This is a genomic window from Bacillus sp. 3255 (assembly GCF_031456485.1).
Classification (GTDB): Bacteria; Bacillota; Bacilli; order Paenibacillales; family NBRC-103111; genus Paenibacillus_E.
Window position 1 is genome coordinate 406,731 of sequence record NZ_JAVDUS010000001.1, and the last position, 24,640, is coordinate 431,370.

Sequence of the window (24,640 nt, forward strand, 5' to 3'; positions counted from 1 at the left end):
CCCGGAAATAGCGCACCCTGTTTCCACATTTGCCGACCCAAAGTAGGGCGGAACCGGTTAGCGGATGAAAAAAAGGTGTCCCCAGGTCATTCAACCTGGGGACACCCCCTGATGCTACACCACTAACGCTTGGTTCAGCGGCATCGTATAGTAGCTCGCCGGCTGCTGCGCATCCGGCGGGAAGTACACGACGAGCAGCTCCCGGCTGGCTTCGTCGAGCTCACCGGTTTGCAGATACGTCTGCAAACCGAAAGGCAGCACCTCAATCATGACATGCTTGTGGATGTCTTTCTCATGAATGCGGAGCTTATGGAAATCTCCGCTTACGCGCTCAGGCTGCTCGGCCAGCAGCTTGAGGTAGGCGATCTGCTCGGACTTGTCCAGCGTGAAGTCCCACCAGATTTTGCGCGGCTTATATTTATGGCCCAGGAAATAGTCCAGCTTCATAAGCCCCTCGATGACCGGCATATTGGCCGTTCCCCGATGCTGCAGGAAGTCCCGCAGACGGGTGAACAGATCCTCGAGCTGATGCCCGATCTTCTGCCAGCCGCGGCTTTCCCAGAAGTCGCCGAACTCCTGGAAAAAATCGAAGGCCGACGTAAATTCATTCGCAATCAAATATTTGACCGTATGGTCCATCCGGTGTGCGTTCCAGTATTTCTCGAGCACGTCCTCCACGCGCTTGATCCGAATTAAATCGGTGAACGGCAAAATGTCATTCCCCAGAATTTCATAAGGGGCATGATCCATATACACGTAGCCGTATTTGTCCGCATCCTTGCGCATGCCCGTACCGCGCAGCATTTTGAGGAAGCCGAGCTGGAGCTCTTCCGGTCCCAATTCGAATACATCGTTGAACGTTTTGCGGAAGGAGTTGTAGTCTTCCTCCGGCAGACCTGCGATGAGATCGAGATGCTGATCGATCTTGAGGCTGTTCTTCACCTTCGAGACGGTCCGGCTCAGCTTCATGAAGTTCTGTCTGCGCTGCACGAGCTCGTTCGTCGTGTCATTCGTCGACTGCACGCCGATCTCGAAGCGGAACGTGCCCGGCGGGGCATTCTCCGCCAAGTAATCCAGCACTTCCGGCCGCATGATGTCCGCCGTAATCTCAAACTGGAAGACGACGCCGCGATGATTTTCAATAAGAAACTCAAAAATCTCCATCGCGTAGTCACGCTTGATGTTGAACGTCCGGTCTACGAATTTGATCAGCTTGGCGCCCGAATCAATCAAGTACAGGAGATCCGACTTCGTCCGCTCCATATCGAAGTACCGCACGCCGACCTCAATACTGGATAGGCAGAATTGGCACGAGAACGGACAGCCGCGGCTCGTCTCGAAATACACGACGCGGTTCGGCAAGCTCGGCAAATCCTCCTGGAACCGGTGCGGGGACGGGATGTCGTTCAGATTCAGCTTCGGTCTGCCCGGCATCAGCACGACTTCGTCACCTTTGCGGTAAGCGAGCCCGTACACGAAGTGATATTTCTGCGTCGTCGAGATCTCCGTCAGCAGCTGGTGGAAGGTCTCCTCCCCTTCGCCCATGACGATGAAATCGACCTCCGGAACCCGGTTCATCCAGTAATCCGTATCGTAGGAAACCTCGGGACCGCCCAGCACGATGATCATTTCCGGCCTGATTTTTTTGATCATCCGAATGATGTGAATGGTTTCTTCAATGTTCCAAATGTAACAGGAAAAACCCAGCACGTCCGGCGCCTTCTGATACAGGTCGGAGACGACGTTCATCACTGGGTCTTTGATCGTATACTCGGTTATTTCCACATCGAAATCCTTCTCGCAGAACGCTTTCAGATAGCGCAGCGCCAAGGAAGTATGAATGAATTTGGCATTCAGTGTAGTGACAAGTACTTTCATAGTAAAAAGACCTCGTTCTGTTCTCGTTTATCGTTCTATCTAATTCTACACGAAAACCGAGGAAATACAAAGGCGCGGGCATGCAGCTGCAGCATATCTACAGCACCATATCGTCGTCGAGCATCGGATTTTCATACGGAAACTGCAGGTAGGAGGCTTCCTGGATCGCATTTTTCCACCGTTCGGCATGCGAGTGAAGCTGCTGCTCGACCTCCTGAATCCGCTGCTGCAGCTCGCCGTGACTTTCCGGTTCACCGTTATGCAGCGCCTGCTGCAACGAGGAGCGCTCCTCGAACCACTGGGTCAATTGATATAAAAGCATAGGAATTCCACCTTCTCTTACATATGGAGTAAGATCCAGTATTCCCTATAGGAGGGCCCGGCATACGGGCGAAGGTTCGGACAGAGGCTGAAGCTTGCCGGCTTCAGCCTCTGTCCGCCGAGCGCCGTCCTAGGACAACAGCGCTCCATCCTGCACGAGCACTGCCTGCAGCTCGGCAACGTCGATTTGCCCCGGCAGCACGCCGTGCTTGACCGCGAGGCCCGCCGCCGAGCCGGCCGCTTGACCGGTCGCCATGCAGCTTGGCGTTAGACGCGTAGTCGCCAGCGCTTCATGGGTCGTCGATATGCACCGGCCTGCGGTGAGCAGGTTCTCAATTTTTTGCGGGAGCAAGCAGCGATATGGGATATCATACGCGCCATCGCCTTGGACCCAAGCGGCTGTCACACCTTTGCCGGACGGATCGTGAATATCGATTGGGTACCCGCTCCGCGCGATGACGTCTTCAAAATGGCGTCCCTGCACAACATCGTCCACTTGCAGCGCATACTGGCCGTCAATGCGGCGCGTCTCGCGGATGCCGATCTGGGCGCCGACCGAAGAGATCGAAGCCTTCTCGAAGCCCGGCAGATGATCCCGCATGAAGGCCGCCACCATCAGCACCTGTTTGCGCCCGAGCTCCTCCGCTTCGGTCAAATCCTCCACGTTGGTGCCGTCAAGCCCCTGCACGCGCGTCGTATTCACCAGCACTTCGTCGGCTTCCGGCCCCGTGAAGAAGAGCACCTGATCGCGGTTGATCGGCAGGTTCGCTTCCTTCCAGTGCTTGAAATAGCCGAGCACACCGGACAACGGCAGCTCCGCCAGCTCGGCGAACGGCGTTTTCTTATAGAACTCGTCCGGATGATCGATCATATACTGTTTGACCGCCGCCAAATCAACGCCCCGCATCCGGAACTTCATCGTCATCGGCTGTGTCAGCCTATCGCCGTCCCGGCCTTGCAGGCAAGGAGCGCCGGACAAGTACGCGAGGTCGGCATCGCCCGTCGTATCGATGAACACTTGGCCGCGCACGTTGATTTTACCGGACTTGGACGTCAGCTGCACCGATTGAATGCGGTTATCCACCGTCTCCACCTGATCAACGAAGCTGTGAAACAGCAGCTTCACGCCCGCTTCCTTGAGCATGTCGACGGCCAGCACCTTGTAAATTTCGGGATGATACGGCGTAATCGTGTGCACGAAGCCGACTGTGTCCCGCAAGTGGCCGGGCGAAGCATTCATCGCCATGAGGCGGTCGATGATTTCCTGGGCCAGCCCTTTGATCACCTGTTTGCCTTCCGTCGTATGGAACGTCATCCAAGGATAGACGAGCGCTGCGGTCGACATGCCTCCGATGAACCCGTATTTCTCAATCAAAACCGTCTTCGCCCCGCTCCGCCCCGCGGCAATGGCTGCGTTCACGCCGGCAGGCCCTCCGCCTACGACTACGATATCCGCTTCTATGCTTTTGTTCATTTAAGTTCGCTCCTTCTTCTGTACATTCATCCTCGCTTTCCTCAAGTATAGTTTAAAATTTACTTTCAATTTAGTTTAAAATTAGTTTAAAATTATCGGTAATAGAACGCTTAAAAAGGAGACTTCCAGCCTTATGCGCAAACGAATAACGCTGCATGATTTAGCGGATCGGCTCGGTTTGACGATTCAGACGGTATCCAAGGCGCTGCGCGGGCTGCCCGGCATGTCCGAGCAGACCCGTAGCGAAGTATTCAAGCTGGCCCGTGAGCTCGGCTATATGACCAAAGACCAGAAGCAGACGCTGCAGCTGGACCATATCTCTCCCTTTCCGGTCGTTCAGCGGCGTTTCGTACTCGTTCAGAACAAGCTGTCCCTGAACTTCAACCGCCTGCTGCTGCAAGGCCTTCACGAGCGGTTCATGGAGTTCGGCCACACCGTGCAGCCGCTGCTCATCCCGCCGGATCTGAAGCCCTCGCAGTTCGAAGCCTGGGCCGAGGAGCAGGAGCTGCTGTACGCGGAAGGCGTGTTCATCGCGCCCCGCATGAATCACGACCTGCTGGAGCGCCAGCTGCTGGAGCTGCCCCTGCCGCGGATTCTGCTCAATTTCCCGCCGCCGGAATCCCGGGTCGACAGCGTCATCTGGGACGTGTACGAAGCTGTGTTCCAGTCTGTAAGAAGACTTGTCCGCATGGGGCACACGAACATCCTCTACGTAGGCGATACGCGGGATCAGCGGGGCTTCGTCCTTCGCTGGCAAGCTTTCTGCGAAGCGATGAACGAAGCCGGCCGAACGGTCCATCCCGAGGAGCATGCGATCCTGCGGGACGGCACCGAGAAGTGGCTGAAGGACTTCGAGGCGCTGTATCGGGCGCGCAAACCGACGGCCGTGATCTGCGGCATCGACGAGGAAGCGGCGCCTGTCTATCATACCCTGCGCGCAATGGGTGTGGGGATCCCGCAGACATGCTCGTTCGTCGCCTTGCTCAACGAGCAAGTGGACACACTCCCCCTCTGCTCGCGCCCGCAGCTGCTCATCCGCGAATCGGGCTACCGTGCGGCAGACCGGATGCTGTGGCGGATCGCCAATCCGCATCTGCCGCATGAGCACGTCCGCCTGCAAGGGAATTTTGTCGCAGGAAGTACAATCTCTCGCGTATGAGCATGGCCGGTGAGCCTTGGAAGCGGAACAAACCGCCAGGAAAGTTTCCTGGCGGTTTGTTCATCTGTTGGATAGCGGTACCTCGCATCCTGGACGCGGGCTGCTCCGCGCTTATTTCAAAGCTTTGAAAGTAGGCGTCAATCCCGTACGGTCCTTCCGTGCATGCCCTGCCTCCCTTCTGCTCGACTTCATGCCGCTCACTCGTCCGAACTCAAATAGTAATTCGCCAGTTTGCGCAATTCTTCGGCCTTCCGGGTGTCGCCCCGCTGTCCCTCCCGCTCGGACATCCATGCCATGAGCATCCCAAGCCTGAACTCGGCGTTTGCCTTCATATCGATAAACCATTGGTCGTACAAGCCGGACATGATTTGCTTCTGCCGCATCGAGCGGATGAGCCGGAGGCTGAGTTCGTATTTCTTCTCATCCCGATCCTCCATCAGTCTCACAGTTTGCAAATCTTCAAGAAAATCAACCAGATCGCATTCGACCTTGCATTGGAAATAGAGACGTTTGTGGTCTGATTTCAACAAGGAGACCCCGTCCTGCATAAGCAGCTTTTTCAAATAATTGATATAGACTTTCAAGTTTTTCATGGCTGCCGGCAGCGGAACATTCGGGAAAACCGCATCGCACAGTTCCTCCTTGATGGAAGAGGGATGCATCACAAGGTAGGCCATAATATTGGTGGCATACCGTTTGTTCCAGCCGTCCAGCAGCTCCCGACCGTTCACAAACACACGGAAGCCGTACATCAGCTCCACTTTGAGCACGGGATCGTCCTGACGCTCATCCGCAAAAAACGTTTGGATGAACGAATTCCGCATCTGCTGAAGCGATCCCGCAATTGCCAGATCTTTGGCCGTTCTGACCACGGGAGCTCCTTCCATTTTACGCCGGATAAAGCCCTTAATCCATTGTACCGTTACGCCGGGCTGGTCGATAAAGACGGCATTGGCCGCATGCGGAACGATATAAAACGTCGCGCCGGGAATACGTTCAGCCGTCATATTTTGGAAAGAAGAAGGATAAACTGTATCAAATTCCCCAGCAAGGAGTAAGGTCGGGTTTTGGATCACATGGAGCTCGCTGAGCTGCCGGCTGAGGACTTGCAGTTTAAACAGCTTCGTATAATTGGCTATGGAAACGCCCAAATACATATGGTAAAGCCGCTGGGCTTCCTCATGCTCGAAGGGAGCGACCGTCAGGGCGGGCACCAGAAATTTCTCAAGCGTATAAGGAAGGCCATGCGAGTCGATCAGATTCAAGTAGCTATCGATGGCCACACTCCCGTCCTTTTCGGGAAAAAGCATATTCATCGAGATCAGAATCAAGCATTGTACGAGATTCGGATAACGAATGGCGAAAGCTACGGCGAGAGATCCGCCAAAGCTGTGACCCAGCAGATGGAAGCTATCTATCTGCAGCTGCCGGGTCAAGACATACACATCATCGACAAATAGACCCCATGAAACTTCGTCCAAGGTCGGTTCACTTTGTCCGCATCCGCGCAAATCGACAAGCAGAAGACGATAATCCTCTTTCAGCCCGTCCACCAAGCGCCCCCATCGTGAAGAGTCAAAACCGTTTCCATGCAGGAGAACGATTGTTTCCTCGGAGCAGCTCGTAGAAGGTATAAGTTCGTAGTATAGGCTGACTCCATTGACGTGTGCAAAAGCCACCGGTGCACCACCATTCCATGCTATGTTAGGTTCTATCATATAAGGAACGCGGCCAAGAAACAATATGCGCAGGCAAAATGGAAAAAAAGCGCAATCCGCAGATTACACTTTAGCTCATTTTTCTCTTCTCATCCAGAGTTACGCGATTCGTCGGGACATTTTGACCACAACCATCGCGTTGGCGATGGTGACCCTGTAGCCTAACTGAACGGCTTCCGACACCAAAAACCGCAGGGAATCGGCATGCCGGCCGAATTCGGGAAGAAGCTTCCCGGATAAAGCCAATACGTCCTCATGAACCTTCTCCAAAATTTCAAACGGCGGCAGTACCGCCTGGTAATACTCATCGATAAAAGCATCCGAATCAATGAAAACATCTGCGGCAGGCAGTGCATACCCTCTTGCCTCGAGCACGATTTTGGCGATCCGATTGCCCTTGAGCGCTGCGTAGCACATCACCTGATCTTTCAGCTTCCCGACGACATCATCTTGAATGCCGAGCAGCTGCGCCAACGTTAGCGTCAAGAAATACTCCCACAGCGCATCCAGCATGACCTGGGTATTCTGCAGCAGCGTATCCGCTTGATCGTCCAGCGCGGCCTTGCCCTCGAGCAAAATCACCTCGCTCTGCTGGTTCAAAATCGTATTTACAACCGCCATATAGGTATCAAGCTTCTCCCTGCTACGTGCAAGAGCCGCTCTTTTCTTCGCCACCGCACCCTGCTCCATATGCGCGGTCACCGTCTCCAGCATATCCTTGTGGCTGGCTGTATACCATTTATGCGTGCTGCTGCTGCCCTTGCCCTGCTCGAAAATCCCTTCGAGCCAGAAGAAAGGCGCTTGCCCGTCCGTATCGACGCCCCATGCGGCAACACTAAGCAGCGGAAAAAGCTTCACTGTTTTTTTATTTCCATCCAGGAATACGATATAATGATTCGTCACGGCAAGCGTCCCCCGCCCGGCTTCAGGGCAGATGGCATCTGCCAAATAAAGCGGCGTTTCTCCCGTTTGCTGCCGGATGAAGAAGGTTGTCTTCGGTCTGTGCACCAATTGAATGCCTTGCAGGAAGAGCCTGCGCGCGTAGTTTAAGGATAAGAAATCATCAGAACGTCCCATTATGATAAAAGTACCCGCCTTTCATTCATATAAGATGCTATTACTATACTCTTTGCATGGTTACACAAAAGTTACACTTGCGGAGAACAGTGAAATGGGATAGCGTCGTTTCTAAGCTTGGGCGAACGTGATATAGTGGAAGGAACATCATCGGGCCGGGACTTATTATCGATAGTTGAAACAGGAGGTCATCACAATGCCCAAAAATCCAGGCAAGCCGCATCAACGCCCTGGCAAGAGCCAGAATCACCATCCGAAACTTAAAATCAGCAAGGTACAATCCCATAAACCCGTCTCTGCCAAAGACGGACAAGAAGCCAATACACGTCAGTATACGGTCAAAGAACCGGGGGAGCTCCTGCCCTTCTTATTGGAAAAGCTGTCCGGCGTCGGCCGGAACTCGGTCAAAGCCATCCTCGCCCGCGGACAAGTCTCCGTGAACGGCAGGGTCGTCACCGCTTACAATCACCCGCTGCAGCCCGAGCAGATAGTGACCATTAACAAAGAGAAGATCGTCGAACAAATACCTCTGGCGGGTATGTCCATCCTGCATGAAGATGCGGATCTTATCGTGATTCAGAAGGATTCAGGCCTGCTTTCGATCGCCACCAATCCGGAAGAACAACAAATAACCGCTTACCGCCAGCTTACGGCGCATGTGCGCAATCATGATCCGAAGGCCCGAATCTTCGTCGTGCACCGGCTCGACCGCGACACCTCGGGCGTCATGATGTTCGCGAAGAGCGAACGGGTTCAGCAGCATCTGCAGAACACCTGGCAGGACAGTGTCAAAGAGCGAACCTACGTCGCTCTCGTGGAAGGCATGGTGAAGAAGCCGGAGGGGACGATCTCCTCTTGGCTCAAGGAACATGCGAAGTCGCTCAAAATGTATTCCACGCCGTATCCGAATGACGGCCAGCATGCCGTAACGCATTACAAAACGTTACAGGCGAACCGGAATTACTCGCTGCTGGAGGTCAATCTGGAAACCGGGCGCAAGAATCAAATCCGCGTTCATATGCAGGACATCGGCCACCCCGTCGTCGGGGATAAGAAATACGGCTCCAAATCGAAGGAAATCGGCCGCCTCGGACTTCACGCGCGCGTACTGGCCTTCGTGCATCCGACCACCGGCGAAACTTTGCGTTTCGAGACGAACATTCCGAAGGTGTTCCTGCAGCCATTTCGCGATGCGCCTTCCAAGAAGTGAAGCCGGTAGGCTGTGAAGCTGAGGATAGTTACAAGAGGACTGGCTGTTGCATAAGGAAATTAAGCAATTTTTAAAAATAAGGGACTAGGAGGTCATTGCACCATGCGAATTGTTGTGCTTGACGGCTATACGTTGAATCCCGGCGACCTGGATTGGGATGGCTTGCATCAACTGGGAGACATCGTGGTCTATGACCGGACTGCCGAAGCCCAAATCACCGATCGGGCGGCCGATGCCGACATCGTGTTAACGAACAAGACGCCGCTCTCTGCCGCAACCATCCGGCAGCTGCCCAAGCTGCGCTATATCGGCGTTCTGGCGACCGGCTACAATATCATCAACCTTGCGGCTGCCAAGGAGCACAATGTCCTCGTAACGAATGTGCCTGCTTACAGCACGCATTCCGTGGCGCAGCTCGTTTTTGCGCTGCTGCTGGAATTTGCCCACCGGGTGCAGCGGCATAGCGACAGCGTCGTAAGCGGGGCGTGGGAACGCTCCGTCGATTTCTGCTATACGGTTGCTCCGCTTACCGAGCTTAGCGGCAAAACGATGGGACTTGTCGGCCTGGGACAGATCGGCAAGCAAACCGCGCTCATCGCCCGGGCGATGGGCATGAACGTCATCGCCACCGGCAGCGGACGGCGGACGCCGGAACCGGTGGAGGGCATTGCCTGGACAGGGCTCGAAGAGCTGCTGCGGCAGGCCGATGTCGTTTCCCTCCACTGTCCGCTGACAGAGGAGACGCAGCAGCTCATTAACGCCGAGCGGCTGGCGCTGATGAAGCCGACAGCCCTGCTGCTGAATACGGCCCGGGGCGGCTTGCTGAACGAGGCCGATGTCGCGCAGGCGCTGAATGACGGGCGGCTGGCGGGTGCCGGGCTGGACGTGTTGACGGTAGAGCCGCCAACGCCGGACAATCCGCTGCTGCATGCGCGCAATGTGCTCATCACGCCGCATATCGCATGGGCCACCAAGGAGGCTCGCGCCCGGCTGATGGCGACGGCGGTGGCGAATGTGCGCGCCTACATCGACGGGCAGCCACAGAACGTGATCGGCTGAGGATCGGCGATCCCCGCCATAGTCTAACGGACACAGGCGCCGCTATTCGCATAACATACGCCGAGCTTCTTCGCTAACGGACACCAGTGACCTTATTTTCCAATTTTCGGGCGAAACGTACCTGAAATAGGCAAAATAGCGGCTCTGGTGTCCGTTACATTTTTGTAGCGGCCTTTTTTCGGTGAATAAGGGCCGCTGTGTCCGTTAGAGAGGTCCGGGGCCAGGCTAGGCCCGCGCCCGGACAAGAACAGGCACCCCTCCCCTGCTCGTGTTCTCCGTCCACATGAACCGGCCGTTCTCCACAATCCCTTTGCTGAATAGCGTATTTCAAGCTACGGATATCGAACTCCAAGCCATGTCAAGGATTCGTAAACGCCAAGCTTCCTTCATCGGGAACCCTCTGCCGGACGAAGGAGATAGCAGATGTGTCGAAGCGGAGGTTAGCGGGTGCCAGGGCGGCTCTTGTCTCCCACGCCAACTCGCCAACTCACGCCAAACTGCATGATCGACCGCGAATTTGGTCTGAGCGGCCTCCCACGCCTGATTCTATATGAAAAATCATCTACATTTTTCGTTGATTGAGTAAAATCGGATAAATCTATATGAAAAATAGGATACATTTTGGATTCGGGTTATCCGCCACTACTATCGATAACAATGAAGGGCATAGGAGATGGCGCAGGCAGCGTCAAGACGGAGTGTTAATGATTCGACTGAGTACAGGAACGTGAATCGGGGCTTGCACCAAGCATGAATAAAAGGGGACCGGCCTTCCATACGGAAGGTCGGTCCCCTTTATTGACGAGAATCCTTGCGTTAATTAGCGGCAATGGCGACGCCAGACGGACAGAACTACGTTCCACCTGCCCGGAACCGTCCGGCCAAGGGGAAAGCAGTTCCCGTCACGGAGCTGCCGCTATTTCAACAGTGCCGCATAATCCATCTGCGGCACGATGCCTGCTTCTGCGGCCCGCTGGAGCAAGGTCAGGACGGCGCCATAGCCGTCATCGCCGAGATCGGCGGTGAACTCGTTCACGTACAGGTCGATATGCGCCTGCGCCACCTGCGGGTCCATCTCCTGCGCGTGCTGCATGACGTAGTCGCGCGAAGCTTCCGGATGCGCCCACGCGTACTTGACCGAGGCGCGGGTCCAGCCCGCAAGCGCCTCAAGATCCATCGAGCGCCGCGCCACAATGGCGCCGAGCGGAATCGGCAGTTGGGTGTCCTCTTCCCACCAGCTGCCAAGATCTTTGAGAAGCGCCAGCCCGTACGACGGGTACGTAAAGCGCGCTTCATGGATCACAAGGCCGGCATCGATGAGGCCGTCCCGCACGGCGGGCATGATCTCGTGGAACGGCATGACCACGATTTCCCCCACGCCGCCGGGCACATGCTGTGCCGCCCAGAGGCGGAACAGCAAATACGCGGTAGAGCGCTCGCTCGGCACGGCGACCCGGCGGCCGCTCAGCTGGGCCGGATCCGGCGAAGCTCCGCCGGACCTGGTCAGCACGAGCGGACCGCAGCCGCGGCCCAGAGCGCCGCCGCACGGCAGCAGGGCATACTCCTGCAGCACCCAAGGCAGGGCGGCGTAGGAGATTTTCAGCACGTCGGGACCGGAGCCCTCGGCGGCCAGCTTGTTCGTGATATCGATGTCGGCATAGAGGACATCCAATTCCGGAGCGCCGGGAATCAGACCGTGCGCCCAGGCGTGGAATACGAATGTATCGTTCGGACAGGGTGAATACGCAATTTTCATCTTAAAGCACCTCCGCTAGGACTGAACTTGCTGCTTCTAAAGCTTTCAATGCATCGCCGATGCGCCAGGCATCGCGGTCGCGCGGACCTACCGCGTTCGAGATTGCGCGGAGCTCCAGCACAGGCACGCCGCGCAGTGCAGCGGCGGTGGCAACGCCGAAGCCTTCCATAGCTTCGGCGGCAGCCCCGGGCACGCGCGCGGCTAGCGCGGCGGCGGTAGCGGCCGTCCCCGTGGCCGTCGCTACCGTGAGCACCGGCGCGAGGCGCGCGGTGAGGCCGGCGGCGGTCAGCGCCGCCGTAAGCCGCTCGGCTGCGCCGGCATCGACGCCGATCCGCGTCGAGCCGAAGCCGAGCTCGTCCAAGGAGCTGAAGCCGTCCAGCAGCTCCACGCCAAGATCGGCGGCGACGATCTCGCTAGCTACCACCAGCGAGCCGATCTCCGCTTCGCCGGGAAATCCGCCGGCAATGCCGGCAACGACCACCAAATCATAATCCGCAGCGGCAAGCGACATCGCGCCGTTAGCAGCGGCTGCAGCGAGCCCGACGCCGGCCAGGGCGAACTCGAACCTGCTGTCGTGGCCAAGCCCCCGCTGCACGGCATCCCTCTCGGGCGCAACTGCGGTCATTATAAGTACACGCATGATAAGGCCAATCTCCTTCATTGTTCATAACGAGAATAAACACATTAGTTATTATTGTACATGACCATCAACAAATAAGAAACTTTTGGGCGCCCGCTCCGCATAAGCCCGTTGACACACACATCTAATTAGAATATTATCTAATTAGATGTATATCTAATCCAATAAAGACAAGGAGGCCTCCGCATGCAGTTGGACAAAATCATCGCCTACCATAAGGCGCTCTCCGATGCGACACGGGTCCGGATGCTCATATTGCTGGGGGAAGGCGAGCTGAGCGGCGGAGTGCTGGCCGAGAAATTGGGGCTCACGCCTGCAACGATCACCCATCATGCCGCCAAGCTCCGCGAAGCGAGTCTTATTCATGAACGCAGGGACAAGAATACGATTTATTTCACTTTGAACGAATATTTTATTCGCAGCAACGCCACCGCGACAGCCGAGCTTATTTTCAGAAACCGGAAAGGAGACACAACCGCCATGCAGGATGCAGACATGAATCTTCTTCTCGCGAAATCCGTTATTCGCAATTTCTTCACGCCGGACGGCAAGCTGAAATCGATGCCCGCCCAGCTTAAGAAGAAACTGATCGTCCTCACCCATCTCGTTGGTCAGCTTGATAAGGGGCGCACCTATACCGAGAAAGAGCTCAATGAGTGGATTAAGAGCTACCATCCCGATTTTGCCACGATTCGCCGGGAATTTATCATGCATCAATTTATGTTCCGGGAGAACGAAATCTATGAACTGAACCCGCCCGAGATGTGGGCCAAATGGGAAGCTCTATCTTGATGAAAATCAGCTATCCGGGGAGAACGAGGGGGGAATTTGTGTGTAATCGGGACATTCATCCATACGCCCTCTAGATGAATGACATATAGTAATTTTGAGAAGGGAGGGATAGACATGAGTTATGGATACGGAAATGCTGTAGCTGTTGTCCTTGTTTTATACATTCTCTTGGTTATCGTTCTCAGTACCTTCGGATTTGGCTGGTAATGACTCATCAAGCGGCCCGAACGACGAAATTCGTTCCGGTCGCTTACTTTTTGGTTAACTTTTACGATATAATGAAAGCCTATAGCCAATTATGTAATCATTACCTACCCTAGGATGGAGACGAGGAATTGTGGCTACTCCCATTTTGACCATTGTGGTCCCTTGTTATAACGAAGAAGAAGTCCTCCCGGAAACGGTATTTCGGCTTAGCGGTGTCCTGGACGCCTTGATCGCCGACCAGCTGGTTGCAAGCACAAGCACGATGTTGTTCGTTGACGACGGCAGCAAAGATGCCACATGGTCGCTCATCGAGCGGTTCCATGCCGCCAATTCCTTCGTTACCGGGCTGAAGCTGGCTCGAAACGCCGGACATCAAAGCGCCCTGCTCGCCGGACTTCTCCATGCCAAGGCTTATTCCGATTGTGTCGTTTCTATAGATGCCGATCTGCAGGATGACACCGATGCCATTCGGGAATTTATCGTCAAGTACCGTGAAGGCTACGATATCGTATACGGCATCCGGCAGGACCGGTCGGCCGATACTTGGTTCAAGCGGGCTACCGCTCAAGGCTTCTATCGCTTCATGACCTCACTGGGGGTCAAAATTCATTATAATCACGCGGATTTCCGCTTAATGAGCAAGCGCACGCTCGATAATTTGGAGAAGTTCAAGGAGGTCAACCTCTTCCTTCGCGGGATGGTGCCCCTGGTCGGATTCCCGTCGACGCAAGTGTATTACGACCGTAAGGAACGGTTCGCCGGAGAATCCAAGTATCCGCTGCGCAAAATGCTCGCTTTTGCATTCGACGGCATTACGTCTTTCAGCGTAACCCCGATCCGGTTCGTAACGTTAATGGGCTTCCTCTTGTTTCTGCTCAGCGTTCTGGCCGGCATCTATGCGATCGTCGGCAAGCTGCTCGGCGCTACCGTGACCGGATGGACTTCGCTTATTTTATCCGTTTGGTTCATCGGGGGCGTACAGCTGTTAGCGCTCGGATTAATCGGCGAATACATAGGCAAAATTTACAAAGAGGTGAAGCAGCGGCCGCTATTCGTCGTGGAGAAAGCGCTGAACGGCAGCGCTCAGGAGCAGGCTGGAAGCCAAGCTCCGTCCGTGCAGGCCCCCGCCGCCGTTTCTGTTCGCCGCTTATGAAGATGAAGTCTTTACGAGTCATCCTGTCCGGCAGCTTCGCGCGCTTCCTGCTCGTCGGGCTGTTCAATACGCTGGTCGGTCTGTCGTCCAGTTTCGCTTTATTTAATTTGCTGCATTTGAACTATTGGGCGTCGACTTTCATCGGCAACACCATCGGCGCCATCGTCAGCTATTTCCTCAATCGTACCTTTACGTTTCGCTCCCGTGCAACGGTTGGCAGTTCCTGGTGGAAGTTCGCCGTTGTGATTATGAGCTGTTACGGCCTGTCCTATGGCGGAAGTCTGCTGCTCGCGGAAGCTGCTGCCGCCATCTGGCCGGGTATACCTGCCGGCTGGCTCCATAATGGAGCTATTCTTGTCGGTAACGGTGTCTACACGATTGGCAATTATTTGGGACACAAATATTTTACATTCCGCACTCATGTACAAGCCGGCAGCAGGGCATCCTAATCACCGAGAGGTGATGCCTAATGGCGCGCAGAAGAAGTAACCGGGCCATCGTGCCCGGATCCGAACATGGCTTGGGAGTGCTCAAAGCCCAAGTGATGCGGGATCAAGGCTATAATGTCAACCCGCAGCGGCCGGATTTGGTCAAATATGAAGTTGCCCGAACGCTTGGCGTCCCCCTTCAGCAGGGCTACAACGGCCAGCTAAGCTCCGAAGATGCCGGCAAGATCGGCGGTCCGATCGGCGGTGCCATGGTGCGGGAACTCATCCGCATGGCGCAGCAGCAGCTGGCGGACCAGCGTCCTCCGCAGCAATGAGAACCGGCGGTAGCCATAATCCGCGGCGATTGCACATAGACTAATAGCATGCTGCTTGCAGCGCTATTTCCTATGTCAAAGTCAGGTGATGATGGCCGTGAATCCACCAGGTAACCGTCCGCCAAAGCCCGATTGGAAAGGGCTGTCGGCTACAGCCGGCGATGTGCTGGGTCCTGAATTTTGGCAGGACATTGCCAGCATCATCCCGCTCACGGGACCAAGAATCGATATGTACGAGACACCGCAGGAGCTTGTCGTTGTCGCTGAGGTTCCCGGCTTGTCCGCCCCTGAGCAGATCCAGCTCTCCTTCCGGGATCAATCCCTGTTAATCCGCGGCATGCTGGCCCGGCCTTATCAAGTGACCGATGAACAGATGAGGCTGTCCGAGCGCTTCTTCGGCGCTTTCGAGCGTGTGCTTCGCCTGCCGGGCAGGGCTTTGACCGACAAGATGCGGGCCCAGTACCACAATGGGCTGTTGATCATTCGAATCCCACTCGCTCCGGAAGGCGGCGAGAAGGTTGTTCCTATTCAGTTCACCTAACGTTCAGCCGCTAAGCAGGCAGGTTGAGCGTTATTTGTTTTTTAAAAAATGAAATGATTCGCTCTTTGTCCCCATATAATGGGGAGAAGAGTTTGTGGGGAGACGTTGTCCGCAGATGCGAAGATGGAGGGGATACCTGTGGTGCGCATTCATTTTCAATCCATTCATATTGACAATCTTGCAGATACATCCAGTGTGAACAAAGGAACGAACCGGATCGTCGGAAGGCGTCATTCTGCGAAGATCAACGGGGGACTTGGGAGCATCGGCGGTGAGCGCAATGTTGTGATTGGCGGTAAACATGCTGTCCGCGATGGCGATAAAGTGGATTATCAGGCCTGGACCAGGAAGAGCTGAGAAACCGTATGTGGTTTCGTAAGAAAAAATCGCCGCCTGCCAATGCTCCTGCCAAACCGCCTGCTCCTGCCGCTGCTGCTCCTGCTCCCGCTCGCGCTGCTGCGGTACCTCCTCCCGCGCCCAAGGCAGCCTCTGTTCGCTCGGAAACTCCCTCTTCCCAGACCATTCAGCAGCTGGAGAGGCGTCTGAAGAAGCTGGAGGAGGAGCTGTCGCAGCTTAGCGCCAAACATCCGCAGATTCATATTGATAACGTACATATTCATCAGCCTGTCCTAGATAACTTGACGTTTCGATTGGACGCCTTGGATATCAAGGAGTTAAGCGGCTCTCTGAATTTGGGGAACAATTTCGGAACGAAGCCGGCTGAGAAATCCGTCCCCGGCCGTGAGGGACTGCGGCGTGAGCCGCGTACAGCGGCAGACGGCGCGCCCTCCACCGCGGAGCATGAGCGGAAGGCTCAGCGGGAGACGGAACCAGGGCTCCGGCACGAAGCTGAACAGGAGACAGATTTGGGGATCCAGCCCGGACCTAGTCGTGAGTACGCGCCCGGACGCCAGCCCGAATCGAGGCCTGACACCGAGCCCGGGCCTCCTGCGGAACGAACCGCGACGGGCTACCGGTTTACGCCACAATCCAAAACGAAATGAGGGATTCGCAGGTGCCATCGTTCATGTCGCCGACTTTCATCATCGGCTCGATCCGCATCGGATCGGTTGAAAGTGCATCTTGTATCAACATGGGCAATAACTGGCCCACCGATTTCCAAAGCAATCAGAAGACTGTACAAGGCTTCGGCGCTGTGGAAGGCGATCACAATCAACTGGTCGGCACCCGCTCCATGCTGAACGATTCCGACTTCCTGGATATGCTCAATGTCGGCGATGGCGAAACGCCCGAATGGCTGCAGGAGATGATTACCATGCAGGCTTCCGCCTATTCGCCCGTACAAACTCCCGTCAAGTCCGAAGAAGCCGGGGAAGCGCCGCAAACGGCAGAGTGAGCTGCCGCTGCACGCAGACTCTATAAGCTAGAGACGGCCAATCACGAAATCACCTTTGGTATAAGGCGCGTCTATAATATCATTATCATAAATCGTATTGAAATTGTTGACCACGTAGTTGTTCTCACCGCTTACTTCACCAAGGCCCATGTTCACCTTCGCGCTCGACGACCAGTTGACTTGCGTATTGGTGCCAATGAAAATACCCGATGCGTCGGATATCGCATTCACATGTATCGCATCGAATTGAATGAGCGGCACTTCATCCAGCGGTACCGGGGGCTTCTGCATGCACATACAAGTCACCTATCCTTCTATCAGGCTTAATTCGTAGCGGCCGGCTTGAAGACAATGAAGCTCGGCACACAGCTCACTTCCATCGTTGGTCGACAAAGTAATGGGATGATTCCTGTACCCTAGCCTATTCAACAGCAGCCGGTTTGGTGTACGAATGGTTTATCGGAGACGTCCCTCTGATATGTAAAAAGAGGCTGTACCGAAAGTCCTCTTTCGATACAACCTCTTGTTTTGCTTTAGAACCAGAATCCTGGACCGCCAAAGCCGCCGCCGAAGCCGCCAAAGCCAAAGCCAGGCCCAAACCCAGGCCCAAAGCCAGGCCCATAGCCACCAAAACCACCGTACGCATAAGGTGCAGTGCCAATTGCCAAGAGATCAAACAACACCAATGGAATGATCGCTTTGACTTGAACCTTTTTCCCTTTTTGTGGAGCAACAATCAACGTGTTACCGCTAATTCTCACCAATTTGCCGGATACTTGGGTTCCGTCTTTTTTCAGAGCCACGATTTGCTTACCGACCAATTTACGAACATCCTCTTTACGAACTGGGGACACGAGCGTCCACCTCCTTAGCCACCAGAGATACATTGCTCTACAGTGTACTCCTGTGTAGGTCACATCGCTTGGATAACTGTCCATCCTCCTCCCAAAAATAGTCGTTTGTCCACATAAAAATGCCGCTATTCCAGGCGTCAGCCTGAAAAAGCGGCACTATTGCTGCGAATTATCCCTTACGAATGTTCCCAAGCTCAGTCGTAATGGCATCAATTTCGCTAATACTGAATCTATCTTTGCTAGCGACCATGTCATACAAATCTTTCAAATCCTCGTACGCTTCCGCACTCACATTCGACGCCTTAATTGAGCCTCCCGTCGCCATGCGCAGCTTCTTCTTAATCTCCTCAAACATAAATTCCACGTTCGCTTCCGACCAGTTGTTCAAATCCATCGTAATCGCTTCATCCTTCCCTGCTTCTCTTTTCCCTATATTAATGCACGCGGGAGCTAATGTAAAATAAAATGGGGATAAAAAAAGAAGAAAGACTCTCATCTCTCTTCCACACCTTCTTTATATGACGTTCGAAATCGGCAGATTCGGCCCCACCATTTTGACAAGCGGGCGCTGCTGCTCATAGGAATCCAAATCCAGACTGACGCAGATCAGACGAACATGCTCCTCGGCGAGCTTCCGGGCTTCTTCGTAGGAAATTTTAAATTGAATGCAATAGGAAATAAGGCCGTGTAATGACATAAACAAATTCCAAGGAAGTGTAAACTTCCGGCTGTCGTAACCTGGCTGGTCCGCAACGACCTGACGAATGACGATGGCGAACATTTCCAGGCATTGCGCTTGCTCGGTTCGGGAATATTGCTGCAGTTCAGGTTCATTCAGCATGAACATCATTTCATAGTGATTCGGATTGGTAAGGCCGAACCAGATGAACTCCATCATTAACTTCTGAAGCAGATTCACGCTAAACCCATGCTCGCGAACGATCATTTCCCGTTGACGCTGCATCAGCATCGAGAAATCATCTTTAATTAACGCGTAAAACAACTCCGCTTTTTCGCTAAAATGATAATATAACGCCCCATGACTGTACCCCATTGCTTTTGCGATGCTGCGCATCGTTAAAGCACGATAGCCAAAAGTAGCGAATAATTCCCGCGCCTCGGAAAGTATTCGTTCTCTGCTAAGCTCTTGCGCGACTGCTTTTCTAGCCATTCCTATCCCTCCGCATCCTTAGCCTATGTAATTTTTCTCTAGTCTCGAACCTGCCTATTCCGGCAGGTTCTTGTGAACGATGTATTCGTTCTCTCCAGTGATAATCAAGCCTTGACCTTGCGTAAAATCTGTTGCCCAGTGAATAAAAGCATCCGCCGCCGCAGCCAATGGGTAGCAGGTGACCGTGACCTTGTCGGTAAAATCGATATTTCCCAGAAGCATGCCTTGGTTCCTGAGCTCGTTCTCGATTTTGCCATACCACGTGTAATCCACTTCGATCATTACTTGCTGATGATTCACTTGGTAAATCGGTTGTGCAGCTTCAATGCCCGCCACGGCTCCATCCGTATAAGCACGAATGAGTCCGCCCGCGCCGAGCATGATACCGCCGAAATAGCGGGTAACGACGACCGCAACATTCTTGAGCCCTTGATGCTTGATCACTTCCAGAATCGGCTTGCCTGCCGTGCCGCTCGGCTCCCCGTCATCAGACTGCTTCTGAATCTGGTCTCTCTCCCCGATGACATAGGCGCTGCAGTTATGCGTTGCCGCCCTGTGCTCCTTCTTGATCGCTTCAATGAACTCTATAGCCTCTTCTTCTGACTCTACGGGCTTGGCATGACCGATGAAACGCGACTTCTTGATGATGATTTCGGACGATCCGTACGATTGGACTGTTTTGAAATGTGCTAGCATAGCCGACCTTTCTTGGTAGAAGGAAACAACTGTTTCATTACATTCTACACACATCTATTGATCTCGACAATATAGAAAGAAAATTTACCACATAAATAATGGAAATTTATAAATTAGAAAAAACGACCCATCCGTAAGGATCGATCGTTTGTCTGTCATTGCTGTTCGTTTTACTTCTGCAGGCGCGCTTCCAGCTCCGCTTTCTCTTTCTCGTAGCCCGGTTTGCCCAGGAGCGCGAACATGTTCTTCTTGTAAGCTTCAACGCCCGGTTGGTCAAAAGGATTCACGCCCATCAGGTAGCCGCTGATGCCGCATGCTTTCTCGAAGAAGTAAACCATGTATCCGAATGTATAAGGCGTCATATCCGGCAGCGTCACGATCAAGTTCGGAACGTTGCCGTCCGTGTGCGCCAGCATAGTGCCTTCGAATGCTTTTTTGTTCACGAAGTCCATCGTTTTCCCGCTTAGGAAATTCAGCCCGTCCAAATCGTCCGCATCCGTGCCGATCGTAATATGATCCTGCACTTGATCCACTTGGATGACCGTTTCAAACAGAATGCGGTTGCCGTCTTGAACGAATTGGCCCATGGAGTGAAGGTCGGTCGAGAAATCGACGGAAGCCGGGTAGATGCCTTTGTAATCTTTGCCTTCGCTTTCGCCGAACAATTGCTTCCACCATTCGGAAACGAAATGCAGGGACGGCTCGTAGTTAACGAGAATTTCGATCGTTTTGCCTTTGCGGTATAGCGCGTTGCGTACTGCTGCGTATTGATACGCCTGGTTCTCGCTAAGCTTCGGATTCGAGTACTCGCGTCGTGCGTCCGCTGCGCCTTTCATCATCGCCTCGATGTTGATGCCTGCTGTCGCAATCGGCAGCAAACCGACAGCCGTCAGCACGGAGTAACGTCCGCCGACATCGTCCGGAATGACGAAGGACTCGTAGCCTTCCGCCGTCGCCAATGTTTTCAGAGCGCCTCTTGCTTGGTCCGTTGTTGCGTAAATACGTTTGCGAGCGGCTTCTTTGCCGTATTTCTTCTCGAGCAATTCACGGAAAATACGGAAAGCAATCGCAGGCTCGGTCGTCGTGCCCGATTTGGAAATGACGTTGACGGAGAAGTCTTTGCCTTCCAGCGCTTGGATCAGGTGAGTTACATATGTAGAAGAGATATTATTTCCTACGAAATAAATCTCAGGTGTTTTTCTTTTATCTTTTGGCAGAACGTTATAGAAAGAATGAGACAGCATCTCCAGCGCAGCACGCGCCCCCAGGTAGGAACCGCCAATTCCGATCACGACAAGCGCCTCGGAGTCGGATTGAATCTGCTTCGCTGCCGCTTGAATGCGTGCGAATTCCTCGCGGTCGTACTTCTCAGGAAGGTCTACCCATCCTAAATAATCAGAACCTGCACCTGTCTTGTTATGGAGTTGATTATGCGCCAACTCTACCTGAGCCGACAAATAGTCAACCTCATGTTGGGATAAAAAGGATAACGCCTTGCTGTAGTCAAATTGTAGCTTAGAGCTCAATATGCTCGCCTCCATCTCTATATTTTTCCTTTTCCTAGCATACTTATTTGCTCCTACAAAAGCAAGTAAAGAAGGCATTCACAGGTTAGATTTCCCATGATAAAATGATTCCAGAGGTGAATGATCATGAAACGTATCGGCTTTATCGGACTTGGCACGATGGGTAAACCCATGGCTGCTAACCTTATTCACAAAGGTTTTATGGTAACTGTATATAATCGGACTGCCGCCAAAACGGACGAGCTGGCCCGGCTCGGAGCGGAAGTCGCTTCCACCCCTGCGGAGGCTGCCCGTCAGTCGGATGTACTTTTCACCATGCTTAGTAATGACACTGCATTGTTGGATGCCTTTTACAACGAGCAGGGCATTCTGAGCGGCATTCATCCGGCTCTGACGATTATCGATTGCAGCACCGTTTCCCCGCAAACCAGCCAAAAGCTGGCCGAGGAGCTCGCGGCGCACTTCGTCGACTTCCTCGATGCACCGGTTACAGGCAGTAAGCCTCATGCCGAAGAAGGCACGCTTACATTCATGGTCGGCGGCAGCCGGGAAGTGTTCGAAGAACATAACCATCTCTTCCTTGCGCTGGGCCGCAAAGCGCTTTATCTCGGACCCTCCGGCTCCGGTTCTTACGCGAAGCTGGCCCACAACACGATGGTGGGCATTAATCTCGCCGGACTTGCCGAAGGCTTATCGATCGCAACGAAAGCAGGGCTTAACCTTGATCAATTCCTGGAGATCGTCCGATCCGGCGGCGCGAACAGCCGCATGGTCGATCTCAAAGGCGATAAAATTCTGAACCGCGATTTCAGCAATCAGTTCTCCCTGAAGCTCATGCTCAAGGATCTCTTAATCGCGCAGGGACTCACCGGAGCGTTCCAACTGCCGGCACCGATGCTGCAAACGACGGCAAGCTTATTCCAGATGGGCCTAAGCAAAGGCTTGGGCGACGAGGATATGAGCTCCCTCATCCAGGTCTATGAAGAGTGGATCGGCCGGCAGGTCGCCAAGCCTGGCGAGCCCGATGTCGAGGCCGAAGAAACACCGGCTCCGCCGTCCCCATTGTCCGGCCGCGAACGCCGCCGGAATACGCGCGTGAAGCTGGACATCAACTTGAAGCTGTCCATCTATCAATGGGAGCAGGAGGGCTCCTTCTCCGGCCAGAACATCGACGGCACCCTCTTCGACCTGTCGGAGAGCGGCCTGCAGATTACGACCGCTGCGCCGCTGGCGCCGGACATGTTCATCGTCATCCACTTCCCGCAGGAAGCGGAGCTCCCGCCGATCACCGGCCGGGTGATCCGGATTGAGACGGATGGCGACAAGTTCCGCTACGGCTGTATGCTTTCAGGTCTGCCGCCTTATGTGCGGATCAAGCTGGAGAATTATATTCAGGCGCATATTGAGCATGCTTTGTAGTGCAAAACCCACACTATTCAAATGAATGGTGTGGGTTTTTTGAACATTCAGATGCGACGCCTACTGGGATGGGGCATTTCCAGGCGTCTCGTTGACGCCGATCAATCTAACGGACACCACGGATGTTATTTGGGGCAAAATCGCCCCTTTTGAAATCGAACGGACACAGGAGCCCTTATTTGCCGATTCAAGGCATAAATGTGCTGGAATCGGCGAAATAGCGGCGCTGGTGTCCGTTAGAATCAGAATTTGCTCAAATTCGTCAAATAAGGGCTTCCCTGTCCGTTAGGTATGAAGGACACCGTACCCTCATCAAAACGGATATATCAAGACTTGCCCCGTCCGTACTAACCAGTATGATAAATTCCCGCATATCACCCTGTGCGGCCGCCCCAATCGCTCACAACCCTTCACCCTTGCTGCGCAGCACCTGAATCACCTGCTTCAAAAACGCCGGCATCGGCAGCCCTAACCGTCCGAAGTTTTCCGTGATGGAAATGAACTCATTAGCCAAATAAAAGTAGATGGCTCCGGTCATGACTAGATCCGTATTAAGCAAAAGATCCATCCGGTGCGCCAGCATAATAACGAGCAGCATCAAGCCTTTGCGCGTCAGGCCCCAGAAGCCCGCTTGGCTGCGGAGACCGTGCTGCTCCTTCATCGAAGCGGCAATGCCCGTGATGTAATCGACAGCGATCGCCATCAGAAAGAGGGAGAGCAGCTCGCTCCATCCGCCGAAGCCATAGGACACACAGGCGCCGAGCACAGCTAGGATTGAACTGAACATGATTTGGTTCATACTTTTTGCTCCTTTCATTGGTGATTGGAGGGGTGGTGTTGCCAAATGAATGTCTCCTTCCTATGCATGTGATGATTCCCGGCCGCTCTGTCTATCAAAGGCCCCGCACCCTGCGCAGCCCCGGTCAATGTTACGGTCAACGAAGCCGTAGACAGATCCCCCGAACGCATCGATGCCTCTGCGCTCAGCACCGTCAACCAGCGGCCGCCGGAGCCCGGGCCGCCTAGCGGCAGCTTGACCTGCTCGGACAGCCCGAGCATAAGCAACTGAGCGGCCAACTGCACCTCGTTAGCCGATCTTGCGGCGAGCTGTCCGGCGAACTGCTTGGACAACTGGTAAGCCCCTCTGGAAGCGGCTGCGCTGTGCCAGCCTGTGCACTGCCAGGAAACCGACGGCCGGCAGGTGCCATTGAAGCCGCGATAGACGCGCCACTGCCCGCCAAGCGCACCTTCGGTGAATTGCGACAGAGCTTCCAGCCATGACTCGGCGACAGGCTTGACCTGACTGAGCGTCAGGACGGCTCTCATCGCATACCTGCCGGCGCTGTCCAAAGCTTGCACGGCCGGTAGCGCAGTAATCTGCGACGTGTACGGCCCGCCCTCCCCCTCGATGAGGCCTGTCGCCGGCTCCTGAAGCTTGCCGATGATGCGCCACATACGTGCCTCCGCCTCCCCGGGGGTCGCGCTTCGAACCAACAGGCTCAGCTTGCGCCAGCTGCCCGGCGCATCCAGCCTCCATGCCGAGCTGCCGCCCGCATGGCTGATGAAGACCGCTTCATCGGGTGCCGGCGAATCGCTGTCTACGAACAGATCGTAGCCCGGCATGCCCTCGCCTTCCCTCTGCAAATACATCGCCAATTGGTTGGCCATGTTAATCATTCACTATGCTCACTCCTCTGCATATGGAAGTAATCTCCTCCATGTTGTTTTGAAATTCAAAACATTTTTTTATTGACCACTCCTTCGGTCCCTGCTCCTGGATGGCCTTGCTATCGGATCCTTTAGAGCGATTCACATCCGTCCTGTTAAGCGGCGTCACCCTCTCTCATGGTTCATGTCATGATCTTACCA

Annotated in this window: 27 protein-coding genes; 12 read left to right on the forward strand and 15 right to left on the reverse strand. The window is 54.3% G+C overall.

The genetic code is table 11. The features are described 5' to 3' along the window. Positions 1 to 114: 114 nt before the first annotated feature. The 3 genes from J2X61_RS01625 to J2X61_RS01635 form a co-directional block, all read right to left on the reverse strand. The gene (locus tag J2X61_RS01625; RefSeq protein WP_310185323.1) at positions 115 to 1,878 is read right to left on the reverse strand and encodes a B12-binding domain-containing radical SAM protein; all 1,764 of its coding nucleotides are present in this window, start codon (positions 1,876 to 1,878) and stop codon (positions 115 to 117) included. 97 nt (positions 1,879 to 1,975) lie between these two features. Next, positions 1,976 to 2,200, reverse strand: a complete 225-nt coding sequence (locus J2X61_RS01630; protein ID WP_274466774.1) for a hypothetical protein — start codon at positions 2,198 to 2,200, stop codon at positions 1,976 to 1,978. A 129-nt stretch (positions 2,201 to 2,329) separates the two neighbouring features. Continuing rightward, entirely contained in the window at positions 2,330 to 3,673 is a 1,344-nt protein-coding gene (locus J2X61_RS01635; RefSeq protein ID WP_274466775.1) for an FAD-dependent oxidoreductase, read from the reverse strand. Positions 3,674 to 3,806: 133 nt separating this feature from the next. On the opposite strand from J2X61_RS01635, the gene J2X61_RS01640 reads away from it, so the two are divergent. Continuing rightward, a complete protein-coding gene (locus J2X61_RS01640; RefSeq protein ID WP_310185325.1) occupies positions 3,807 to 4,832 on the forward strand; it encodes a LacI family DNA-binding transcriptional regulator in 1,026 nt (341 codons plus the stop codon). Positions 4,833 to 5,029: 197 nt separating this feature from the next. Here J2X61_RS01640 and J2X61_RS01645 read toward each other — a convergent pair whose 3' ends face one another. Both J2X61_RS01645 and J2X61_RS01650 read right to left on the reverse strand, forming a co-directional pair. Further along, positions 5,030 to 6,511 carry an alpha/beta fold hydrolase gene (locus tag J2X61_RS01645; RefSeq protein WP_310185326.1) on the reverse strand — a complete coding sequence of 494 codons (1,482 nt, stop codon included), beginning with the start codon at positions 6,509 to 6,511 and terminating at the stop codon, positions 5,030 to 5,032. A 138-nt stretch (positions 6,512 to 6,649) separates the two neighbouring features. Next, positions 6,650 to 7,627, reverse strand: coding sequence for a hypothetical protein (locus J2X61_RS01650; protein WP_310185328.1), 978 nt, complete (start codon positions 7,625 to 7,627; stop codon positions 6,650 to 6,652). 196 nt (positions 7,628 to 7,823) lie between these two features. Between J2X61_RS01650 and J2X61_RS01655 the strand changes: the two genes are divergently transcribed. Further along, the gene (locus tag J2X61_RS01655; RefSeq protein ID WP_274466779.1) at positions 7,824 to 8,837 is read left to right on the forward strand and encodes an RluA family pseudouridine synthase; all 1,014 of its coding nucleotides are present in this window, start codon (positions 7,824 to 7,826) and stop codon (positions 8,835 to 8,837) included. Between the two features lie 102 nt (positions 8,838 to 8,939). Next, entirely contained in the window at positions 8,940 to 9,896 is a 957-nt protein-coding gene (locus J2X61_RS01660) for a D-2-hydroxyacid dehydrogenase (RefSeq protein ID WP_274466780.1), read from the forward strand. Positions 9,897 to 10,812: 916 nt separating this feature from the next. On the opposite strand, the gene J2X61_RS01665 is transcribed toward J2X61_RS01660, so the two are convergent. Together J2X61_RS01665 and J2X61_RS01670 are read right to left on the reverse strand one after the other, a co-directional pair. Beyond that, positions 10,813 to 11,652 carry a 1,4-dihydroxy-6-naphtoate synthase gene (locus J2X61_RS01665; RefSeq protein ID WP_274466781.1) on the reverse strand — a complete coding sequence of 280 codons (840 nt, stop codon included), beginning with the start codon at positions 11,650 to 11,652 and terminating at the stop codon, positions 10,813 to 10,815. Position 11,653: 1 nt separating this feature from the next. Then, positions 11,654 to 12,313, reverse strand: coding sequence for a futalosine hydrolase (locus tag J2X61_RS01670; protein ID WP_310185330.1), 660 nt, complete (start codon positions 12,311 to 12,313; stop codon positions 11,654 to 11,656). Positions 12,314 to 12,478: 165 nt separating this feature from the next. Here J2X61_RS01670 and J2X61_RS01675 point away from each other — a divergent pair, with 165 nt between their 5' ends. The 8 genes from J2X61_RS01675 to J2X61_RS01710 all read left to right on the forward strand — a co-directional run bounded on the left by J2X61_RS01675 (position 12,479) and on the right by J2X61_RS01710 (position 17,105). Beyond that, positions 12,479 to 13,084, forward strand: coding sequence for a DUF2087 domain-containing protein (locus J2X61_RS01675; RefSeq protein ID WP_310185332.1), 606 nt, complete (start codon positions 12,479 to 12,481; stop codon positions 13,082 to 13,084). A 337-nt stretch (positions 13,085 to 13,421) separates the two neighbouring features. After that, positions 13,422 to 14,444: a glycosyltransferase family 2 protein gene (locus tag J2X61_RS01680; protein WP_274466784.1), complete on the forward strand. Its 1,023-nt coding sequence runs from the start codon at positions 13,422 to 13,424 to the stop codon at positions 14,442 to 14,444. A gap of 2 nt (positions 14,445 to 14,446) precedes the next feature. Further along, positions 14,447 to 14,893, forward strand: a complete 447-nt coding sequence (locus tag J2X61_RS01685) for a GtrA family protein (protein ID WP_310185334.1) — start codon at positions 14,447 to 14,449, stop codon at positions 14,891 to 14,893. A 20-nt stretch (positions 14,894 to 14,913) separates the two neighbouring features. Then, positions 14,914 to 15,207, forward strand: a complete 294-nt coding sequence (locus J2X61_RS01690) for an alpha/beta-type small acid-soluble spore protein (RefSeq protein WP_274466786.1) — start codon at positions 14,914 to 14,916, stop codon at positions 15,205 to 15,207. Between the two features lie 97 nt (positions 15,208 to 15,304). After that, entirely contained in the window at positions 15,305 to 15,748 is a 444-nt protein-coding gene (locus J2X61_RS01695) for an Hsp20/alpha crystallin family protein (protein WP_274466787.1), read from the forward strand. Between the two features lie 78 nt (positions 15,749 to 15,826). Continuing rightward, positions 15,827 to 16,105, forward strand: coding sequence for a hypothetical protein (locus J2X61_RS01700; protein ID WP_310185337.1), 279 nt, complete (start codon positions 15,827 to 15,829; stop codon positions 16,103 to 16,105). An 8-nt stretch (positions 16,106 to 16,113) separates the two neighbouring features. Next, positions 16,114 to 16,752, forward strand: coding sequence for a hypothetical protein (locus tag J2X61_RS01705; protein WP_310185340.1), 639 nt, complete (start codon positions 16,114 to 16,116; stop codon positions 16,750 to 16,752). A gap of 23 nt (positions 16,753 to 16,775) precedes the next feature. Further along, the gene (locus J2X61_RS01710) at positions 16,776 to 17,105 is read left to right on the forward strand and encodes a hypothetical protein (protein WP_274466790.1); all 330 of its coding nucleotides are present in this window, start codon (positions 16,776 to 16,778) and stop codon (positions 17,103 to 17,105) included. A gap of 27 nt (positions 17,106 to 17,132) precedes the next feature. Here the strand turns inward: J2X61_RS01710 and J2X61_RS01715 are convergent, their stop codons facing one another. The 6 genes from J2X61_RS01715 to J2X61_RS01740 all read right to left on the reverse strand — a co-directional run bounded on the left by J2X61_RS01715 (position 17,133) and on the right by J2X61_RS01740 (position 21,352). After that, positions 17,133 to 17,396 carry a hypothetical protein gene (locus J2X61_RS01715; RefSeq protein WP_310185343.1) on the reverse strand — a complete coding sequence of 88 codons (264 nt, stop codon included), beginning with the start codon at positions 17,394 to 17,396 and terminating at the stop codon, positions 17,133 to 17,135. Positions 17,397 to 17,638: 242 nt separating this feature from the next. Beyond that, positions 17,639 to 17,992, reverse strand: coding sequence for a hypothetical protein (locus tag J2X61_RS01720; protein WP_274466793.1), 354 nt, complete (start codon positions 17,990 to 17,992; stop codon positions 17,639 to 17,641). 136 nt (positions 17,993 to 18,128) lie between these two features. Continuing rightward, the gene (locus J2X61_RS01725; RefSeq protein ID WP_274466794.1) at positions 18,129 to 18,353 is read right to left on the reverse strand and encodes a DUF1128 domain-containing protein; all 225 of its coding nucleotides are present in this window, start codon (positions 18,351 to 18,353) and stop codon (positions 18,129 to 18,131) included. A gap of 120 nt (positions 18,354 to 18,473) precedes the next feature. Beyond that, positions 18,474 to 19,130 (reverse strand): TetR/AcrR family transcriptional regulator, encoded by a 657-nt coding sequence (locus J2X61_RS01730; protein WP_274466796.1) that lies wholly within the window; start codon positions 19,128 to 19,130, stop codon positions 18,474 to 18,476. A gap of 54 nt (positions 19,131 to 19,184) precedes the next feature. Then, the gene (locus J2X61_RS01735) at positions 19,185 to 19,826 is read right to left on the reverse strand and encodes a YigZ family protein (protein WP_274466798.1); all 642 of its coding nucleotides are present in this window, start codon (positions 19,824 to 19,826) and stop codon (positions 19,185 to 19,187) included. Positions 19,827 to 19,996: 170 nt separating this feature from the next. Then, complete coding sequence (locus J2X61_RS01740; protein ID WP_310185348.1) at positions 19,997 to 21,352, reverse strand: glucose-6-phosphate isomerase; 1,356 nt, start codon at positions 21,350 to 21,352, stop codon at positions 19,997 to 19,999. 126 nt (positions 21,353 to 21,478) lie between these two features. Here J2X61_RS01740 and J2X61_RS01745 point away from each other — a divergent pair, with 126 nt between their 5' ends. Beyond that, a complete protein-coding gene (locus J2X61_RS01745; protein WP_310185349.1) occupies positions 21,479 to 22,771 on the forward strand; it encodes an NAD(P)-binding domain-containing protein in 1,293 nt (430 codons plus the stop codon). 400 nt (positions 22,772 to 23,171) lie between these two features. Here J2X61_RS01745 and J2X61_RS01750 read toward each other — a convergent pair whose 3' ends face one another. Beyond that, positions 23,172 to 23,570 (reverse strand): phage holin family protein, encoded by a 399-nt coding sequence (locus tag J2X61_RS01750; RefSeq protein WP_274466801.1) that lies wholly within the window; start codon positions 23,568 to 23,570, stop codon positions 23,172 to 23,174. 14 nt (positions 23,571 to 23,584) lie between these two features. Then, positions 23,585 to 24,448 (reverse strand): minor capsid protein, encoded by an 864-nt coding sequence (locus tag J2X61_RS01755; protein WP_274466804.1) that lies wholly within the window; start codon positions 24,446 to 24,448, stop codon positions 23,585 to 23,587. Positions 24,449 to 24,640: the final 192 nt, after the last annotated feature.